The organism is Paenibacillus violae, assembly GCF_032461945.1.
Taxonomy (GTDB): domain Bacteria; phylum Bacillota; class Bacilli; order Paenibacillales; family NBRC-103111; genus Paenibacillus_E; species Paenibacillus_E violae.
This window is the reverse complement of record NZ_JAWCUD010000002.1, coordinates 624,851-643,041: the sequence shown is the minus strand read 5'-3', so window position 1 is coordinate 643,041 and position 18,191 is coordinate 624,851. Positions and strand designations below refer to the sequence as shown.

At 44.7% G+C, this 18,191-nt stretch carries 23 protein-coding genes and 1 pseudogene; 21 read left to right on the top strand and 3 right to left on the bottom strand.

What is annotated here, in order from left to right; genetic code table 11:
- The first annotated feature begins 257 nt into the window (after window positions 1-257).
- Window positions 258-875, top strand: a complete 618-nt coding sequence (locus RQP52_RS09945; RefSeq protein ID WP_315951173.1) for a hypothetical protein — start codon at window positions 258-260, stop codon at window positions 873-875.
- Window positions 806-1,222, top strand: a complete 417-nt coding sequence (locus RQP52_RS09940) for a DNA methyltransferase (RefSeq protein WP_315951171.1) — start codon at window positions 806-808, stop codon at window positions 1,220-1,222. The genes RQP52_RS09945 and RQP52_RS09940 overlap by 70 nt, the downstream gene beginning before the upstream one ends.
- 290 nt (window positions 1,223-1,512) lie before the next feature.
- On the opposite strand, the gene RQP52_RS09935 is transcribed toward RQP52_RS09940, so the two are convergent.
- A complete protein-coding gene (locus RQP52_RS09935; RefSeq protein WP_315951170.1) occupies window positions 1,513-1,857 on the bottom strand; it encodes a hypothetical protein in 345 nt (114 codons plus the stop codon).
- A 287-nt stretch (window positions 1,858-2,144) separates the two neighbouring features.
- On the opposite strand from RQP52_RS09935, the gene RQP52_RS36450 reads away from it, so the two are divergent.
- The 9 genes and pseudogenes from RQP52_RS36450 to RQP52_RS09900 all read left to right on the top strand — a co-directional run bounded on the left by RQP52_RS36450 (window position 2,145) and on the right by RQP52_RS09900 (window position 8,195).
- Window positions 2,145-2,312 (top strand): Spo0E family sporulation regulatory protein-aspartic acid phosphatase, encoded by a 168-nt coding sequence (locus RQP52_RS36450; protein ID WP_379174108.1) that lies wholly within the window; start codon window positions 2,145-2,147, stop codon window positions 2,310-2,312.
- Between the two features lie 185 nt (window positions 2,313-2,497).
- Window positions 2,498-2,641 carry a hypothetical protein gene (locus tag RQP52_RS09930; RefSeq protein WP_315951168.1) on the top strand — a complete coding sequence of 48 codons (144 nt, stop codon included), beginning with the start codon at window positions 2,498-2,500 and terminating at the stop codon, window positions 2,639-2,641.
- 76 nt (window positions 2,642-2,717) lie between these two features.
- Window positions 2,718-2,855: a phage terminase small subunit-related protein gene (locus RQP52_RS09925; protein WP_379174106.1), complete on the top strand. Its 138-nt coding sequence runs from the start codon at window positions 2,718-2,720 to the stop codon at window positions 2,853-2,855.
- Window positions 2,827-2,916: pseudogene (locus RQP52_RS36445) on the top strand (terminase); the annotation flags it as partial. The gene RQP52_RS09925 and the pseudogene RQP52_RS36445, both read left to right, overlap by 29 nt.
- A 150-nt stretch (window positions 2,917-3,066) precedes the next feature.
- Window positions 3,067-3,456, top strand: coding sequence for a hypothetical protein (locus RQP52_RS09920; protein ID WP_315951166.1), 390 nt, complete (start codon window positions 3,067-3,069; stop codon window positions 3,454-3,456).
- A 91-nt stretch (window positions 3,457-3,547) separates the two neighbouring features.
- A complete protein-coding gene (locus RQP52_RS09915) occupies window positions 3,548-4,369 on the top strand; it encodes a PBSX family phage terminase large subunit (RefSeq protein ID WP_315951164.1) in 822 nt (273 codons plus the stop codon).
- Window positions 4,370-4,628: 259 nt separating this feature from the next.
- A complete protein-coding gene (locus RQP52_RS09910) occupies window positions 4,629-5,711 on the top strand; it encodes a GerAB/ArcD/ProY family transporter (protein ID WP_315951163.1) in 1,083 nt (360 codons plus the stop codon).
- A complete protein-coding gene (locus RQP52_RS09905; protein ID WP_315951161.1) occupies window positions 5,704-7,089 on the top strand; it encodes a spore germination protein in 1,386 nt (461 codons plus the stop codon). Before RQP52_RS09910 ends, RQP52_RS09905 begins: the two co-directional genes overlap by 8 nt.
- Window positions 7,086-8,195, top strand: coding sequence for a Ger(x)C family spore germination protein (locus RQP52_RS09900; RefSeq protein ID WP_315951159.1), 1,110 nt, complete (start codon window positions 7,086-7,088; stop codon window positions 8,193-8,195). The genes RQP52_RS09905 and RQP52_RS09900 overlap by 4 nt, the downstream gene beginning before the upstream one ends.
- 411 nt (window positions 8,196-8,606) lie before the next feature.
- On the opposite strand, the gene RQP52_RS09895 is transcribed toward RQP52_RS09900, so the two are convergent.
- Window positions 8,607-8,786 carry a DUF2524 domain-containing protein gene (locus tag RQP52_RS09895; RefSeq protein ID WP_157321305.1) on the bottom strand — a complete coding sequence of 60 codons (180 nt, stop codon included), beginning with the start codon at window positions 8,784-8,786 and terminating at the stop codon, window positions 8,607-8,609.
- Window positions 8,787-9,342: 556 nt separating this feature from the next.
- On the opposite strand from RQP52_RS09895, the gene RQP52_RS09890 reads away from it, so the two are divergent.
- The 3 genes from RQP52_RS09890 to coaD all read left to right on the top strand — a co-directional run bounded on the left by RQP52_RS09890 (window position 9,343) and on the right by coaD (window position 11,121).
- Window positions 9,343-9,603 (top strand): hypothetical protein, encoded by a 261-nt coding sequence (locus tag RQP52_RS09890; protein WP_315951158.1) that lies wholly within the window; start codon window positions 9,343-9,345, stop codon window positions 9,601-9,603.
- Window positions 9,604-10,031: 428 nt separating this feature from the next.
- Complete coding sequence (rsmD, locus tag RQP52_RS09885; protein ID WP_315951156.1) at window positions 10,032-10,595, top strand: 16S rRNA (guanine(966)-N(2))-methyltransferase RsmD; 564 nt, start codon at window positions 10,032-10,034, stop codon at window positions 10,593-10,595.
- Between the two features lie 22 nt (window positions 10,596-10,617).
- Entirely contained in the window at window positions 10,618-11,121 is a 504-nt protein-coding gene (gene coaD / locus RQP52_RS09880; RefSeq protein WP_315951154.1) for a pantetheine-phosphate adenylyltransferase, read from the top strand.
- Window positions 11,122-11,130: 9 nt separating this feature from the next.
- On the opposite strand, the gene RQP52_RS09875 is transcribed toward coaD, so the two are convergent.
- Window positions 11,131-12,414 carry a nucleoside recognition domain-containing protein gene (locus RQP52_RS09875; protein ID WP_315951153.1) on the bottom strand — a complete coding sequence of 428 codons (1,284 nt, stop codon included), beginning with the start codon at window positions 12,412-12,414 and terminating at the stop codon, window positions 11,131-11,133.
- Window positions 12,415-12,540: 126 nt separating this feature from the next.
- Between RQP52_RS09875 and RQP52_RS09870 the strand changes: the two genes are divergently transcribed.
- The 7 genes from RQP52_RS09870 to fabD all read left to right on the top strand — a co-directional run bounded on the left by RQP52_RS09870 (window position 12,541) and on the right by fabD (window position 18,190).
- The gene (locus RQP52_RS09870; protein ID WP_315951152.1) at window positions 12,541-13,665 is read left to right on the top strand and encodes a SepM family pheromone-processing serine protease; all 1,125 of its coding nucleotides are present in this window, start codon (window positions 12,541-12,543) and stop codon (window positions 13,663-13,665) included.
- Between the two features lie 90 nt (window positions 13,666-13,755).
- Window positions 13,756-14,265, top strand: coding sequence for a YceD family protein (locus tag RQP52_RS09865; RefSeq protein WP_315951150.1), 510 nt, complete (start codon window positions 13,756-13,758; stop codon window positions 14,263-14,265).
- A 38-nt stretch (window positions 14,266-14,303) separates the two neighbouring features.
- On the top strand, window positions 14,304-14,477 hold the full coding sequence (gene rpmF, locus RQP52_RS09860) for a 50S ribosomal protein L32 (protein ID WP_029195321.1): 174 nt from the start codon (window positions 14,304-14,306) through the stop codon (window positions 14,475-14,477).
- 119 nt (window positions 14,478-14,596) lie between these two features.
- Window positions 14,597-15,211: a transcription factor FapR gene (gene fapR, locus RQP52_RS09855; protein WP_164819829.1), complete on the top strand. Its 615-nt coding sequence runs from the start codon at window positions 14,597-14,599 to the stop codon at window positions 15,209-15,211.
- Entirely contained in the window at window positions 15,195-16,199 is a 1,005-nt protein-coding gene (plsX, locus tag RQP52_RS09850; RefSeq protein WP_315951146.1) for a phosphate acyltransferase PlsX, read from the top strand. Before fapR ends, plsX begins: the two co-directional genes overlap by 17 nt.
- Window positions 16,196-17,182, top strand: coding sequence for a beta-ketoacyl-ACP synthase III (locus tag RQP52_RS09845; RefSeq protein WP_315951144.1), 987 nt, complete (start codon window positions 16,196-16,198; stop codon window positions 17,180-17,182). The genes plsX and RQP52_RS09845 overlap by 4 nt, the downstream gene beginning before the upstream one ends.
- A 72-nt stretch (window positions 17,183-17,254) precedes the next feature.
- On the top strand, window positions 17,255-18,190 hold the full coding sequence (gene fabD, locus RQP52_RS09840; protein WP_315951143.1) for an ACP S-malonyltransferase: 936 nt from the start codon (window positions 17,255-17,257) through the stop codon (window positions 18,188-18,190).
- The last annotated feature ends 1 nt before the right edge of the window (window position 18,191 follow it).

Here is an 18,191-nt window from a genome sequence, read left to right as displayed (position 1 = left end):
GTATCATTAACACTTAAATGTAACAATGTGGAAATTTTAATATAGTAAGTTCTGGGTAACATCTTATTACTTGTGGGATAGGCTTTTAAATTTAGTAGTAGATTTATACTAGACAAAATGAGAGAAATGTAATATTTTGTAGAAATAATTCCATTGGAATTAAATGGGTTTAGAAATGGTGAATACGGAGGTAAAACAGTATTGTATAAGGATCTCAAAGACATCCTAGAGTTAGTTTTAGCTGGCAACACAAATGTGTGGCTGAGCTTACATGTGTCATCGTCGAGTCAACCGATGAGGAATCTAAGCTCTTAACGATTAGTCTGAGCCATTTACGTGGTCGGACTAATGAGGAGCTGCTTGCATCGCTTTTGGAGGAGTTAACAGCTCATTATTCACTCGAAGAGTTATCAACTCAAACCGGTTTTCAATTGGACGAGCTTAATCAATTGCTGCCTGGCTTGAACTCAGACACTGAGCTTATTACTCCGGTCAAGGAAGATGAGTTCGATGTTCAGCGTGCTTTGGATGAGATCAAAGAGCCTGAGACTCGATACGGGGATGTGTGGCAGCTCGGCCGGCATCTTTTGGTGTGTGGCGATGCAACCAAGCTTGAAGATGTGCAGAAACTCATGGAGGGCGCCAAGGCTGCGCTGGTTGTGACTGACCCACCTTATAATGTAGCAGTGGAGAGCGATTCGGCCAGGCTGGCCGCAGATGGCCGAGGAACAATTATGAATGACGACATGCCCGCAGAGGAGTTTGCGGGCTTTTTAAATGCTGTTTTTCTTGTTACGCTTCGGTTATGGACCCGAAGGCAGCTATCTATGTATTTCATCCTTCTTCTTATCAACGGCAGTTCGAGGATGCCATGAACGCGGCCGGTATCGTTGTAAGGTCGCAGTGTATCTGGTTAAAGAACGCTGCTTCTTATGGTTGGTCCCAGTATCGTTACAAGCATGAGCCTGTTTCCTATGCTCATTTGAAGGGTAAGTCCCCGGCATGGTACGGGGATCGGAAGCAGACGACCATTTGGAAGGCCGGGTTGCCACAAGAACTGTTAGAGCCAGAGACGATTTGGGAAGTATCCCGGGGTGATGTTACAAAATATGTTCATCCAACGCAGAAGCCACTGGAGCTCTTACAGATTTCTATAGGGAACAGCAGCCAGCGCGGTGATTTCGTTTTGGACTTCTTTGGCGTAGCGGCTCTACGCTTATGACTTGTGAGCAGATGGATAGGACGTGTAGGACTTTGGAGCTTGATCCGGTATTTTCCGATGTTATTAAGAAGCGTTTTTATGAGTTTACAGGTATTGAGCCAGTTCTTTTAATTCGGACTAAAGCTGCGTAATTTTCTTGATAACCATTGAATTATCGGGCTGGTGACAACTATACCGTAGGCTTCCATCGACCGGCTATGAGTTAAATTTGAAACGAAACGATTATGTAAACAACATATGGAATAATTGATAAATACATAAAAAAATGCCGGGGAGCCCCCGGCATTCACTTATCCGATTACTACAAACGAAGAGACACCGGCGGGTACGAATCGGACCCGGAATAGTGTTCCGTCGTTTCTGAATGTGCGGAGGATAAAAGGCCTGTTGGTCGGTGTGCGAACAGCGAAGAAAACTGCTGTGCCAAAACGATCGAAATTAACCGCTTGAACGAAAGTTCCATTCGTACGCCGGAGTACTGCAAAAAATCCGGTCGTATTAAAAGGTACACCATTGTTATTAGCCCATATGACTGTAAAACGGGTGAGAGTTTGAGTAGGTTTCACAGAGCGGAATCTCGTGAGAGGCACTTTTTTGTAATTCCCCTTCAATGTTTGGGGAGGACGTATTGCCATTTTGAATCAACCCCTTCGTTATGATTAGATATTTAATGCAAGGAGGGGAGATTAAGACAGTGCGAATGCCTATTTAATTTGGCGGTCTTTTTTATTCTTAATCATAGCAAAATAAGAGGACTCGCTAACGTCTCCTCGGCCTCCAGACAAAAGTCTGCTGCAAACTGCTCCCCTTTTCCTATGAAATATGCTTCTTTGATTTTGCTTATTATGGAAAAATAAAGGATGTCATAGTGAGGAAGTAAAAGTAAAATAGTCCCAAACTCAACAAGAAGGGGCAAATTGATTTGGAGCTTGCTAGTTTGACAGAAGAAATTGAGACACTTAGACAACCGTTGGTTCATATGTATTTGGAGGGTATCTCAATCAATAGTGATGTAATCGTATGTAAGCCACAGGAGCTCGATATACTATTAAATGAGTTTCATAGTAGGTTAAATAAACAAATTTCATAAAAATTTGATTAAGTGTTCTTACTACTCTTCCATTTGGAGTGAGTTTTTTTATAAACAAAGAAGGACGCGCTAACGTCCTTCCTAGGTCACCGGAACACTCCCGGTGAGATCATGTTTGCCGTGGCCACGGATATACGAACGCATGGTCTCTTTTTCATTTTAACGGATGATGGGAGTGTTCGCAATTGAAAGATGAAAATACGAACAAAGAGAATGAAGAATTGCTACTTAAGCATGAGTTAGCATTAATAGAAGGAATTGAGATCAAGTCAGTTGAGGACCTGAAAAAGTTGATTGAGATTAATCTGGAGCTTCAAAAAGAGCATTAGTACCGATTATTTGTGAGAGTCAAACTGACTCTCTTTTTTGTTCTCAATTTTCTACTCCGGAGGTGGGTGATATGTAATGCCAAGAGAACGCAGCCCGGACAGGGACAAAGCCAAACAAATCTGGCTCGAGAGTAACGGGAAGTTAAAGCCAGGACCTTGCTGCAGAGCTCGGACTAGGGGAAACTCAGATACGGAAATGGAAGAGCCAGGATAAATGGGATACTTCATTAAATGGTAACGTTACTAATGAAAAGAAAGGTAACGTTACTAAATGAATTGGCGCTCCTTTAGGAAATAAGAATGCCGTCGGTAGTAAAGGCGGAGCTCCGAAAGGAAGTAAAAATGCTCTTGGTAACCGCGGTGGACATGGTGGCCCACCAGGCAACAAAAAAGCAGTCACTACCGGGGAGTTTGAATCCAAATGGATGGATACGCTTGAAGAAGATGAGCAAGAGCTGGCTCGCCTGGTTGAGACTGATCCGATTAGACAAGCGGATGAAGCAATCACACTTTTTTCTATCAGAGAACGACGCATGCTGCAGCGGATCCAGGATCTTCGTAACGCGTTATCTGAGAAGCAGAGGAAAGTTCTGCAGGAGAGAATCACCGTGAAGGATGTTCAAACCGTTCATGATGACAAGACGGGTCAAACCAGAAGTGTGGTTGTTCCGATAGATAAGCTTGTTACGACGAAGATTGAGGAAACAGTTATTAGGGTAATCAATGACCTTCTTCGCCTGGAGGAAGCATTGACTAGGGTCCAGGATAAGAAGTTAAAGGCCATTGAATTAAAGAACCGTTTTGTAGATGCTTAGCGTGATCTTAGAATTCAGAAACTCCAAGCCGAAGTTAACACTCTGAACAACAGCAATATTATTGATCCTGTTGTATTTAAGGATGACCTGCATGAGTGAAGTTAGCTTGCAGCAGACCATTGGGAAGGGTTATGTAGATTTCTGGCGGTGTCGCGGTCGGTACCGAGTTATTAAAGGTGGCCGTGGTTCAAAGAAAAGTGTTACAGCAGTGTTATGGCACATCTATCACATGATGAAGTTGCCGCTTGCAAATACACTCGTTATTCGGAAAACGTTCAATACACATAAAGTTTCTACGTTTGCTCAACTTAAATGGGCAACACGTCGACTAGGCGTAGATCATCTTTGGCAGTTTAAGAAAAGCCCGCTCGAGGCTACATATAAGCCGACCGGCCAGAAGATCTTATTCCGCGGCCTAGATGACCCGATGTCCATCACTTCGATTACGGTGGATACGGGATATTTGTGCGGGGCTTGGTTTGAAGAAGCCTATCAGATCTTAAATGAGGATGACTTTGATAAGATCGATATGTCCATCCGTGGTGAGTTGCCAGAAGGATATTTCAAACAATTAACGCTGACTTTTAACCCATGGAATGAACGCCATTGGTTAAAACAGCGTTTTTTTGATATGCCAAATCCTAATACATTAGCCCTTACAACTACATTTCAGTGTAATGAGTTCCTGGGAGACGACGACCGGGAATTGTTTGAATGGATGAGGAAACATAAGCCGAAGCGTTACCGCGTTGAAGGTGAGGGCAACTGGGGATTGCGGAAGGCGCGATCTTTGAGAATTGGTGTGAGGAAGAATTTGAATGGCGAGATATCGCCAAGCTGCCCGATTACAAAGCTATATTTGGTTTGGATTTCGGTTATACCAATGACCCGAGTGCTTTTGTGGCTGCCCTAGTTGCCGCATGGTTTTGTCCGAAAGTTGGTTGATCAGAAGGTTGGATATTTGCTGAGTAAGCCATTGAGCATTCAAACAGAGCAATGTTGTACGCCTGCTATACACTTATTTTTAACTAGATGTACGCATGTGAATTTCATATCATCTTCTATGGACTTGTAATTAGCTATGTTTACTTTATGAAATCTATCTATATGCATAAAATATGTGTAATTGGAAAATTTAAGTATACCGCCATCGTAAGTAGGAGCTGATTTGTTTGAACGGAAAAATCACACCCTTCCAGTTGTCTATGCTCCTGATTACATATATCGGAATCTCCAACCATGTTATCCTCATTCCAATATTGTTAGATACCGCGAACCGCGACGCATGGATCTCTGTCTTGGCAGGCATTGTACCTTCCTTACTTCTTGGCCTGCTGTATGTATATATGTACAAACAGATCCCTTCTTCGCTCTCCACCTGGGTAAAAGAGAAAACAAATTCACTGGTGTGGCTTATTTTCACAGTTCTATTCACGTTATACTTCTTAACTCAGGCTAGCATCAGTATACGGGATACGATCGTGTGGTCAAATACATCATACCTGACTTATACCCCAACATGGGTAGTCGGCATATGTCTCATCGGGATTAGTTATTACACGGCAAGAAAAGGACTGGCCGCAATTGCAATCACCAATGGTATTCTGCTTCCCTGGATCGTTCTATTCGGTTTTTATATTATGACAGTAAACTTTCAATATAAAGACTACAGCTATTTGTTCCCTATCTTCAAAAATTCAGCGCAATCTATCACAAATGGCGCATGGTACACAACATCGGGGATCACGGAGATCTTCCTCGTGTTCTTTCTGAAGGACAATGTGAAGGGCAAGCTGTCTCGAATGAATATGATGCTGGTTGTTCTTATGTTGATTGAGCTAACGTTCGGACCATTGTCAGGCATAATAGCCATGTTCGGTCCGTTCGAAGCCGAGAAACTACGATACCCGGCTTACGAGCAGTGGCGCATGGCATCCATCGGAAGCATGCTAAGTCAAACCGACTTTTTGTCCATTTATCAGTGGTTAGCCGGTGCGTTTATACGAATTTCGTTGGCGATCTACATTATTCACACTCTGTGGGTGAAAAAATGGAGGCATCCAGAAATTTTATTCATCCTGATATCCTTATTTCTTTTTGTAATCAATCAGCTTAAGCTGTCAGATATAAAGTTCCACGATCATGTAAAAACTTATTATACGAGTTCCAGTCTGTTTTGCGGTGTCACTAGTTTAGTACTCCTAATTTGTATTTGGGCAGGAAAGAACAAGAAGGCGGTGGAGCAAAATGGCTAAAATAAGTGAAAGTGATATAAGGCAGTTATTTGAGGATTGCGGCGATGTTAACCTTGAAACTATTGGCGGCCTTCTGTTCATTTTCTGCCAAGGCATGTCTAATCGGGAGCAAATAAATGAATTGAGCACATGTAGTGCAGGCATTTTGCGGCAGCACCCCGCTACTTTAACATCGAATTGGAAGAATGAGCTATCGTCCTATGTGTTTAGTGGCAACTTACTTCTCTTCGACATGGATACGGCATGCTTTTACTTGCACTTTGTCGCAGATCCGCCTCAAAGAAACCCGGAAGAGTCTGTAACGGAAACGTCCTCCAAGGGAGCGCGCGACGGATTTACCGAAAGTATCAAGACTAATGTAGCGCTAATCCGCAAGCGATTGCTAACTCCGACACTCAAGGTTGAATCTTTTACAATTGGTGTCCGAAGTCAGACCGAGATATGTTTGCTCTACATTCAAGATATTGCTAATAAGGAGGCTGTCGATGAGGCTCGAGAAAGGTTACAGAACATCCACATCGATGCGCTTATTACTAGCTCTCAGCTGGAAGAAGCCATATCGGATAAGACTATGTCGGTGGTACCGCTTATTGATAATACCGGGCGGCCTGATTTTGCCGCTGAGTATTTGATTGGCGGCCGTTTCGTAGTTTTGCTTAACGGTTCACCGCTTGCCATTATCGCTCCCATTACACTTACATCGCTTATGAAATCGCCGGAAGACGGCTATTTCCGTGCGGTGATCAGTTCTTTTCAACGGCTAATCCGAATGTTTGGCTGGTATTTGGCTTTGTTCCTGCCCGGATTCTACATCGCGCTGATCGGATTCAATTTCGAGCAGATTCCATTGCCTTTGTTAGCAACAATCGCAACAAATCGCATTGGACTTCCGGTTTCACTTCCATTAGAGGCAGTTATCGTGCTCATCTTGTTTGAGTTGTTTAAAGAAGCAGGACTGCGGCTCCCGAAATCTGTAGGCCCAACGGTAACCGTCGTCGGCGGTATCATCGTAGGCGATGCCGCCATACGAGCCGGCATTACGTCCCCTACAGTAACTGTCGTAGCTGCGACCACGGTAATATCCGGCTACACGCTGGTGAATCCGACGCTGAGCGGCATCGTATCAATTGCACGCATCGCCATCATGATCATCACCTCTTTTCTCGGGATGTTCGGGTTCTTCCTGTCTATCTTCTTCGTCATCGCCTATTTATCCGATCTCAAATCGTTCGGGATCCCATATCTCTCTCCTCTTTCACCGCCATCTTGGGCAGATATCACAGGGGCTCTGCTTAAGAAACCGGCGAATAAAATGAAAAAGCGTGCACAGAACCTACAATTGCAGGACGATACGAGGATGAGGGACGGAAAGTCATGAATAGAGTCTGGAAATCGACCTTGGTCGGCTGCATCATGTTATCTCTTTGTGGATGCTGGGACGGAAAGAACATTCAATACTTCAATTTCGTTAATATGATCGGCATCGATTATATCGACGGAAAATATAAAATCTATACGCAAATAAATGATCTCGCGTCCATGGCGAAGCAAGAAGGAAGCGGAAACACCCCGAATCCGATTGTTGTTGGAGTAGGCGAAGGCGAAAGTATCGGGATGGCGATGTTCGATCTGCTTAAGGAAAGCCAGATGAGAATGGATTGGACACAGACAAAAGCGTTTATATTTAGCGATCGTATGCTTGCTAAGGGGATTTTCAATATCCATGACGATTTGATGCGAACACGCGATCAACGCTATACACCCTGGGTATTTGCTACGAATGAAGACCTTAGAAAGATTCTAAGCACAAAGCCGATTACTGGAAACTCCTCGATTAACACAGTGTACTATCAGCCAAATCTTTTATATAAGCAGATGCAATCCTCTTTTGAGCCATTGAATTATCAGAGGTTCATACGATCTTCAAGAGAACCGTTCGAAACCATGCTGCTGGATCATATAAAACTCTCCGAGAGCTGGGATAAAGACGGTAAACCGTTTACGCTGCCAACCGTGGATGGTCTTGTTGCTTTGAAGAAGGGAAAGAGCGAAGTCAGATTCAACCGTAAAGAAGCAAGTGGAGTGAAATGGTTAAAAGAAAGAACATTACGCGGTATACTCCCCATCAAGGACGATCAAGGCATATTTATTGGAACCGCAGCCTTAAAGAACAATAAGGTAAAGAAAACAGCCTCATATAAGAATGATAAACGAATCGTTAAACTTGAAATTAGCATGGACGCCTCCATTAGAGAGCAGAAGAAACCATTAGAGCTGAATGAAATGAATATGTTGATTAAAAAAAACGTCGTAGATGAAATTACAAAAACCTATGAACTTGGCAAGAAACGATCTGTTGACATTTACTCCTTAAACGAAGTTTGCTATCGTAAAGGCTTGACCATCAATGAAGATATTCCGGAGCTTGAGCTGGATATCAACGTCAAACTCTTGGCTGCGAACATGTTCGAGTTACGGGATTAGTTTATATGAAATACCCCCCTGTACTTGAAAATTGTTGGTAGGGTGGGAAGGGAAATAAATTTATTATTATAATGAAGAAACAAAACAAAGGCCCAAAGGAAAGTTCCCTTGGGCTTATTTTCATATAGTGAAGTAAGGAGGCGAATGTATGGGGGACCATCAAAAGGAAAGGGCAAGGTTCTTAAGAAAAAAATTTCAAACATTCCGCAGTATGCGCTGAGAATTGTGGAGTCGGCCACTTGTGCGGTTTGCAAATCACAATGCACGATAGAGGGCTTAGTTATTTGGCGATGATGTCTCAATCGGGTGCTGTCGGAAAAGGGGTTCCTTGCGTTTTGACTAGAAGAAGAATCGATGGGAAACATGAAAAAAGTCCGCGCCCGGTATAGGAGCATGGACTTTTCTTTCTTCTTACCGGTAACGGAAGTGTTCGTGCGTGATGGAGCATTTATTTTGGATAAAATGGATCTGATTCTCGAGCCGGTTGCGCTGCTCTTCGGGACCCTCGAACTGTTCAAGCTCTTGGATCAGATTATGCAAATCATTGCCCGCATTCGCGCAGTCGTAATTGCTATCCAAATCGTTAAGCATTTGCTTCCCTCCTTAGGTTCCAAATTCCACTTTCGGCGTAGTTATTTGTGTCTTTTTTTACTGACCTGATCCGTTGTCCGTGTAGTCGTATTTTTTTGCTTGTCCTCGAGATTATTATAAACAAAAAGCATAAATTGATACGGCTATTCCTCGTAAGGATAAAAATAAATGCCCGGCGAGCGATTTCATCGTTCTGAATTGCAGGCGGATGTTTATTTATCATTATAGTGAAAGGAATTCAGATACTTCAGAACGCAGCGATCGGATATATACTTGTTTAGTCATTACTGACATTTCAAAATTGTTAATGTGAGTAGGAAGTACGGTATCATAATATTATTAACTCTCTTATTAATGGCCCAAGGGTAAATTCCCATGGACTTAGTTTGTTAGTTTTGAAAATCAGAACAACCGTTAAATAAAGGAGGTATGAGTAGGTCTCTTAAGTCGTCTTGTGCCCAAATTGTCATGATAAAATGCAGCTTGAGGGAATTTCCTTAGGCTTTTTATTGTTGTTCGCATTTTGTTCGCATATAATAACAGCGAGGTGATCATTTTGCTTCGAGATATCGAACGAAAGATTTTGCGTATTCTTTGGAACTATTCCCATAGACATCACGGATATATGCCATCCTTCAATGAACTGAGTACAAAAACTGGGAAATATGAAAAAGAGATTAGATTTGTTCTTGTTAAGTTGGCGGAACAAAACTTTATTATTTGGGATAGTTGGAGTACAGATACCATTAAAATTATTCGAGGATGGGAAGATGAGCCGTTAAATATGCCAAATCAGAGCTTTATCGGCCAAGGTTAAGTAAATTAACTTGTATATTCTATATGTAGTTTATCGGATCTTACATGAGGTTATTTATTCTATATAATTAAATTTCGTCCCCAAACCGTCCCCAACAAGAAAAATCTATAACTATACTATTTAATTTTTAACCCCTGTTATACACTAAGAAACCCTTATATCATAAGGGTTTCAGAAAAACTGTTTTTTAAATTAATACGACGGCCCTTTTACGGGCCGTCTCATGGGAGAGGAGAAACCGGACGAAGAGCTTATGGGGAAACGTAAGTCTTCTCCGCGGTTGTCTACGACATTCTCTGATGTCGATAGTTCAAGGATGACCGTTTTACAGGAAATTTATACATGGCAGGCACAAAATTTTTGTGTCAGAATAGGGCTTGTGGTACGATAGCAAAAGAATGAACCAGTCAGAAGGGGAAAAGCGCAAGATGAGAGTGATTTCAGGCACTGCCAAAGGCAGGTCGTTAAAGGCGGTACCCGGTATCAGCACACGGCCAACAACGGATAAAGTGAAAGAAGCGATCTTCAGTATGATCGGGCCTTATTTTGATGGAGGGCAGGTCCTCGATTTGTTCGCAGGCACAGGCGGGTTAGGCATCGAGGCTCTGAGCCGCGGGATGGATAAAGCGGTCTTCATTGATATTGAGAAGAAGAGCATCGATACGATCCAGCATAATCTGCAAGTAGCCGGGCTCAAAGACCAAGCCGAGATTTACCGGACAGATGCCGCTCGGGCATTGAAGGCTTTAGCAAAGAGGGAGCAGCAGTTCCAATTGGTTTTTCTAGACCCGCCATATAAAATGAAAGTGATCGTGGATCTGATCAACGCGATGGAAACACAAGCTATCGTTGAGGCGAGTACCACAATTGTGGTGGAGCATGACGCGAAGGATGTTCTAGACGACGTTATAGGCGGATTCAAGCAACAAAGAAGAGCGGACTATGGAGATACCGCTGTTACAATTTACAAACAATCTTTAGGGGATGAATAGGATTTTGAGAGGAGATGACAGCATGATGAAACAAGAACATGGCATTACTGTAGCTGTATATCCGGGAAGTTTTGACCCGGTGACATATGGCCACCTTGATATTATACATAGAGCAGCGAAGGTGTTTGATAAGCTCATTGTTGCAGTACTGAATAACACATCCAAAAACCCTCTTTTCACGTTGGAAGAAAGAATGGAGCTAATCCGAACAGTGACGAAGGATCTGCCGAATGTAGAGGTGGATGGGTTCAGGGACTTAATGGTGAATTATATGAAGCACCGCAATGTGCGACTGATTGTGCGCGGTCTTCGGGCTGTTTCTGATTTTGAATACGAGCTTCAAATGGCGTCTACGAATCACAAGCTCAACTCGGATGTGGAGACTTTCTTTATGACCTCGAAGCCCACGTACTCCTACTTGAGCTCCAGTATCGTCAAAGAAATTGCTCGTTTTCATGGGCCTGTTGTTGATTTAGTTCCTCCCGAAGTGGAAATAGCGCTGCAAAATAAATTTCCAAAAGCTTAAAGCAGCCATCTATTGGGCTTTTTTTCGAAAAGTACTTATAAAAGAAGAGACGATTAGCATAGTGATGATCAAAAGAAGGAACTGAAAGAGGTTAACTCCCCAAAAAGCCCATATCGAGCCGCCGTTCAGCTGAGATGCGAATTGTGTGTTCGTGTTTGTTGTTGTTTGATCCAACCAGAGAAAACTTGGTTCTGTATCTATGAGAAGGAACTGTACAGGTTTCCAAAATAGAATGGTACCTACAAAGGCAAGAACGGCGTGCAAGATACGGGACTGGAAGAAAAAGCCATAGCGTGCTTCTGTTTTTTGGTGAAAGCCAGCAACTTGCGCATGTGCGGACAAGCCGCCCCAACCAAGAAATGCGCTAATGAGCGCCATTTGTGGTAGTAAGGAGATGCCCTGAACTTGGCTCCAGGAATAGGCTCCGAGATGAATCTCCATCAGACCCATCACCCATTGCGGTGATGTATCCGTGTGGACATTCAAGAAGCGCAAGAAGAAGGAGACGAGGGGCTTAAGGACTTCTGTGAGATGGGTAATGGTAATGACGTTAATCAATACGGAAAAGATCATCATATATCCGCCGATGAGCATTAACGTTTGAACAGAGGAAATCACTGCATCGCCTAGGAGCTTGCCGAACGCACGGCCATCGTGCAGATAGGCTTGTCGCATCGTTGACAAGGCCATCTTCCAGATAGAGCCTGACGATTTAGGAGCAGCGCTTTTTTGATCATCCGAAGGCTGCTGAGGCATTTGAGATCTTTTAGGCAATCGCATTAAGAAGCCGGTGACAATAGCGGTCGTATAATGAACGATGGCCAGGATAAGACCAAGTTTCGCACTGTGCAGAAAGCCGATACCCACAACCATGATTAAGAATAAAGGGCTGCACAAGTGGGATAAAGCTGTTAGACGTTCAGTCTCATCTCGCGAGATGAGTTTTTTTTCGCTGAGGGTGGCAGTAATTTTGGCTCCGCTAGGAAATCCTACAATCAGGCCTGAAGCTAGCGCCCAACCACCCACTCCGGGCAAACGGAATATCACTCTCATTAATGGGTCTAACAGAACGCCTGTCCCTTGAATGACGCCAAAACCAATCAACAGCTCGATCATAATGAGAAAAGGCAACAGGGCAGGAAAGACGAGTTTCCACCAAATCGTAAGCCCCTCGAGCGAAGATTGAAACGCTTTGTCAGGGAAAAGTATGATAGACACAACTACGAGGGCAGTCAGAGAACCCAGTACGAGCGTTGTCAGCTTGGGAGTGTAGCTTACTTTTGAAGGCTGCATGGTTTCACCTCATCCTTTAACATGCTTCATTTGTACGCGAAAAGACAGAGGTTTAGACCAAGCTTTCATTCTTGTCCATTGGAAGATAGTCATGACTTGTAGTAGGCATCAGGAAGGGGAACCTGCATGGAAAACGAAGAAGAGAATCGAATTCACACGTGGTCTAATGATTCCTATCGATATCCGAGAAGATCGTCGACGAGGCGTTATTTAGTTTCAGCGCTTGTCGGAATTGTCATTATTTATTTGTTGTTTTTTGTACGGTTACCATTCTTTATTTTCATGCCGGGAACGGCGGAAGAAATTAAACCGATGGTGACAATACCAAGAGGCTCTGATTTGGAAAAGGGAACGTTGATGCTTACGACAGTGCGTGTAGCCGATGCCAATATGATTAATTATCTAATTGGTCTTGTACACCCATATGAAGAAATTCAGCCCAAAACGAGTGTTTTGCGCAAAGGTGAGTCCGAGCAAGAGTACACACAGCGCCAAGAATATGTTATGTTGACCTCGCAAGCGAGTGCCATTCAAGCAGCGTACACACATGCGAAGGTTCCTTTTCACATCAATCATGAGGGCGTAATGGTATTGCAGACGTTACCTGGTTTATCGGGAGAGAAGGTGCTCAAACCCGGTGATGTGCTGCTGAAGGCTGGAGAGAAAGATGTGAAAGTGGCTCAGGATTTACTTGATGCATTAAAAGGGAAGAAAGCGGGAGAATCCATCACGGTTACCTACTCTAGGAATAAGGTGCAACAGCAGGCAACACTAGCACTAGGAGCGCTTCCTCTACAACAAGGGGAGACAGGTGAACCTCGTGCTGGTATTGGCGTCGTTCCGGCTGATATGCAAGCAGTCAAAGCAGACCAAGAAGATCAACAGGTCTCGATTAAGGCTGGAGAAATCGGAGGACCTTCGGCTGGTTTGATGTTTTCGTTAGAGATTTTTAATCAACTGGTTCCAGAGGATATCACAAAGGGCTATCGTATTGCAGGGACAGGGACCATTGAAACAGATGGCACTGTGGGCCCGATCGGAGGCATTCAACATAAGATTATTGCCGCGGATCGGGAAAAGGCGGATTTCTTCTTTGCTCCCAAAGATGTGACGTACAAAGACGGGACCAAAATTACGAATTATTCCGATGCCGTCCAACGAGCGAATCAAATTAAGACGAAGATGAAAATTGTCGAGATCGGCACGATGGATGACGCCCTGAAATATCTAGCGGCGCTGCCTCCCAAGTAAGCTCTTTGGAATGCAAGTAAATAGATTTATAATTGACAAAAGGCAATCAAACTGGATATAATAATCTTTGTTTGTTTGGGGTGATATAACATGCAGATTCGTTTTAGAGAGCTTTCTCTGAAAGGACACCCGGTCCATATGACGGAAGAGATGAATTTGACGGCTCCTTTTGAAGGGCGTCAAGATATCCTTCGCTATGGTCCTGTACGTGTCGATCTTCTTGCATCGCATGAAGATGGAGTAGCCAAAGTTAACGGAACGTTAACGCTAGACTTGGAGTTAAGCTGTTCACGATGCTTAACGCACACGAATCAAACAATCGAACTTCCTTTTGAGGAAGTCTTCATGCAAAAGCCAGAGGAAGAAGACCCGGAACTTGACGAGGACATTCATTTGGTCGTTGGAGATAAAGTCGATTTAGAGCCGTACGTTGTAGAAAATGTAGTGGTCGGTTTACCGTACATACCACTTTGTGACGAAGCGTGCAAAGGTCTCTGTCCTGTGTGTGGAGAAAATCGCAATCTTAAGGATTGCGGCTGTAAGCAGGAGAAAATCGATCCTAGGCTTGCAGGTCTCGCGGACTTTTTTAACAAAGAATAAGGCAACGCCCGAAATTCGATGAAGGAGGTGTTTTGAATATGGCAGTACCTCAAAGGAGAACGTCCAAAACTCGTCGCGACAAGCGCCGTACTCACTTTAAATTGGAAGTTCCAGGCATGGTGAAATGTGAACAATGTGGAGAACTGAAGCTGGCACACCGTGTGTGCAAGTCTTGCGGAACTTACAAAGGTAGAGAGATCGTAAAAGCATAAGAATAAGCATAGTACTTCATCCTAGTGTGAGGTGCTATTTTTTTTGCTTTCTTTTTGGTTCTAAATTTAATATACTACAGTTTAGTATCTGGTAATAAGATGAGATCTCACGAGATAAGGTGGTGCTAGCCATCGAACGCCTTCCTAAACGACAAAGGCAGCAGCAATTGCTTCAAGCAATTGAAGCGAATCCTTTTATGACTGACGAGGAACTGATGCGAACGTTTCAGGTTAGCATCCAAACCGTCCGGTTAGACCGATTGGAACTAGGTATTCCTGAGCTGCGGGAACGCATGAAACACATGGCTGTCAAAACGTACGATCAAGTGCGTTCACTGTCCATTGATGAAGTCATTGGTGAAGTGATCGATTTACAGCTTGACCAAAGCGGTATTTCGATTTTTGAAATTAAAGAAGATCATGTTTTCTCAAGAACCAAAATTGCAAGAGGACATCATATATTCTCACAAGCAAACTCCCTCGCCGTTGCCGTTATCGACGATCCGATCGCCTTGACAGCCTCAGCAGACATCCGGTTTATACGTTCTGTAAAGCTAGGAGAGAAATGTATCGCCAAAGCCTATGTGCGTTCCGTTTCCAAAGGGAAAGCAAGAGTTGAAGTGTCTTCCTACGTTGGCGATGAGGCTGTGTTCCGAGGTAATTTCGTGATCTTTCATTCGAAGAAAGAGCAACATCTAGAGAGGGAGGACAAGCTGCATGCGGATCGCGATTGATGCCATGGGCGGCGATAATGCCCCGAAGATTGTCGTGGAGGGTGCGTTAGCAGCGGCCAAAGAATGGAAAGACGTACATATCATTTTGGTCGGCAATAGCGCTGTAATTGAAGCCCATCTCACAGAGAGACCGGCAAATATAAGTATCCGTCACGCGGAGGAAGTCATTGAAGCGGAAGATGAGCCTGTGAAAGCAGTGCGGCGCAAAAAAGACGCCTCCATGGTTGTGGCGGGTAAACTAGTACGGGAGAAAGAAGCGGAAGCTATGATTTCCGCTGGAAATACAGGTGCATTGATGACGACGGGCTTGCTCGTGGTGGGAAGAATCCCGGGCATTGAGCGTCCGGCTCTGGCGCCGATGATCCCGACAATGGATGGCAATGGTGTGCTTGCCCTCGACTTGGGTGCGAATATGGATGCTACGCCGGAGCAATTGCTTCAGTATGCAATCATGGGCAGCATTTACCGTTCCAAAGTGCATGGCGTTTCTAAGCCGCGCGTAGGCCTTTTGAACGTAGGAACAGAGGCTGCCAAAGGGAATGAATTAACCAAAGCGGCATATCCTCTAATGGAACAAGGGCCTATTCATTTTGTAGGAAATGTCGAATCGTCTCAGGTACTCCGCGCCAAATGCGATGTTATCGTATGTGACGGGTTTGCCGGAAATATTATGCTGAAATCGCTGGAGGGTGCGGCATCCGCGATTTTCTCAGCACTGAAACAGGAATTTACGAAATCGATATTTACCAAGCTGGCAGCAGCTGTTTTGAAACCGGGTCTTACCCAATTCCGCAAAAAGTTGGATTATAACGAGCATGGAGCGGCGCCATTCTTAGGGATAGATGGATTGGTTCTGAAGAGCCATGGTTCCTCCGATGCAAATGCCATTAAAAATGCGGTTCGCCAAGCTAGAATAGCTTTGCAAAATGATTTGGTTGGCACGATATCTGCCGAAATAAGCCATGGGAAGAGAGATATTACAACATGAACCTAATACCAGTTGGGGTGCTTGGTACAGGGAAATATGTACCTGATCGCATATTAACGAATCAAGAATTGGAAACGATGGTTGAGACGAACGATGAGTGGATCGTAACGAGAACAGGCATCCGTGAAAGAAGGATCGCAGCTGAAGGACAAGCAACGTCCGATCTTTGTTATGAAGCATCGTTGATTGCACTGGCCAATGCCGGCATTACGGCAGACCAACTTGATCTGATTGTCGTTTCCACCATTACGCCGGATATGTCATTCCCATCAACGGCTTGCATCCTGCAAGAGAAGCTGGGGGCCAAAAAGGCTGCGGCATTTGATTTATCTGCGGCATGCTCAGGCTTCGTATATGGACTGGCTAATGCATCTAACTTTATTGCAACAGGAACTTATAAATATGCCCTTGTGATTGGTGCAGATTGTTTATCCAAGATTACAGATTATACAGACCGGAATACGTGCATTCTGTTCGGTGATGGTGCTGGAGCGGTTGTGATTGGCGAAGTGCCTGAAGAAAGAGGATTCAAATCCTTTGAGCTTGGTGCCGATGGCACAGGTGGGCCGCTGTTGAAAATTGAAGGCGGGGGATCACGCAATCCTGCTTCACAAACATCGATTGATCAACGTATGCATTACATCTATATGGCTGGTGCTGAAGTTTTCAAATTCGCTGTGCGGATTATGGGGAATGCAGCAGATGAAGTTCTGAACAAAGCAGGCTGGGACAAATCAGATATTGATTTACTAGTCCCGCATCAAGCAAACATGAGGATTATTCAAGCTTCATTAAACCGACTGGAAATGACCGCAGATAAATGTATGATTAATCTCGATAAATACGGCAATATGTCGGCAGCCTCCATTCCCGTAGCGCTTGCAGAAGCTGCAGAGCAAGGCAGATTAACAGAAGGCGATCGTCTTGTGCTGGTTGGTTTCGGTGGAGGTCTGACTTGGGGCGCAACCGCACTGGTGTGGTAGTTCAGTTCATTTTATACATGAAATTCATTTATTTTATTTAAAATCTATTGCCAAAGGGGATCCTATTCTCGTATGGGTAAAATTGCGTTTGTTTTTCCTGGCCAAGGCTCACAGTCAGTAGGGATGGGCCATGATTTATACACGAATCATCCGGCAGCCAAAGCTTTTTATGACCGCGCAAATGAAGCGCTGGGCTTTTCCTTATCTGATCTGATCTTCCAAGGTCCGGAGGACCAGCTGAAGATCACTTACCACACGCAGCCTGCCTTACTGACAACAAGCATCGCTTGTCTGGAAGCATTTAAGGCTGCGGGCATTACGCCAGACTATGTCGCTGGACATAGTCTGGGTGAATACAGCGCGCTCGTCGCAGCCGGCGTGCTCGCTTTTGAAGACGCGGTCCGCACGGTGCGGGCCCGCGGCGAGTTCATGGAGCAGGCCGTCCCTGGCGGCCTGGGCGCGATGGCGGCCGTGCTCGGAGCCGAGCGCGAAGCGCTTGCGGAGCTGTGCAAGGCCATCACAAGCGGCGGCTCCGTCGTGGAGCTCGCCAATGTGAACTGCCCGGGACAGATCGTCGTCTCGGGCAGTAAAGAAGGCGTGCAAGCGGTTGTCGAACGCTGCAAAGAAGCCGGTGCGAAGCGGGCCATCCCGCTCGAGGTGAGCGGACCTTTCCACTCATCACTGATGAAGCCCGCTTCAGAGCGTCTCGCTGAAGTGCTCGCATCCATCGAGATGAGCGAGGCAGCCGTTCCCGTTGTGGCCAACGTTACGGCACGTCCTGTTACGTCTCCAGCCGATATCCGCGGTTTGCTTGTCGAGCAGGTCTATTCCCCTGTATTATGGGAGGACACGATTGCGTACTTGATCAGCGAAGATGTTGATACCTTTATTGAACTGGGATCAGGAACGGTGCTTGCCGGTCTGATCAAAAAGGTCGATAAAACGGTCAAAACCGTTTCGATTGGCAGCCTCGAAGCTCTGGAGAAGTATTTACAGGAGGTGCAATAAC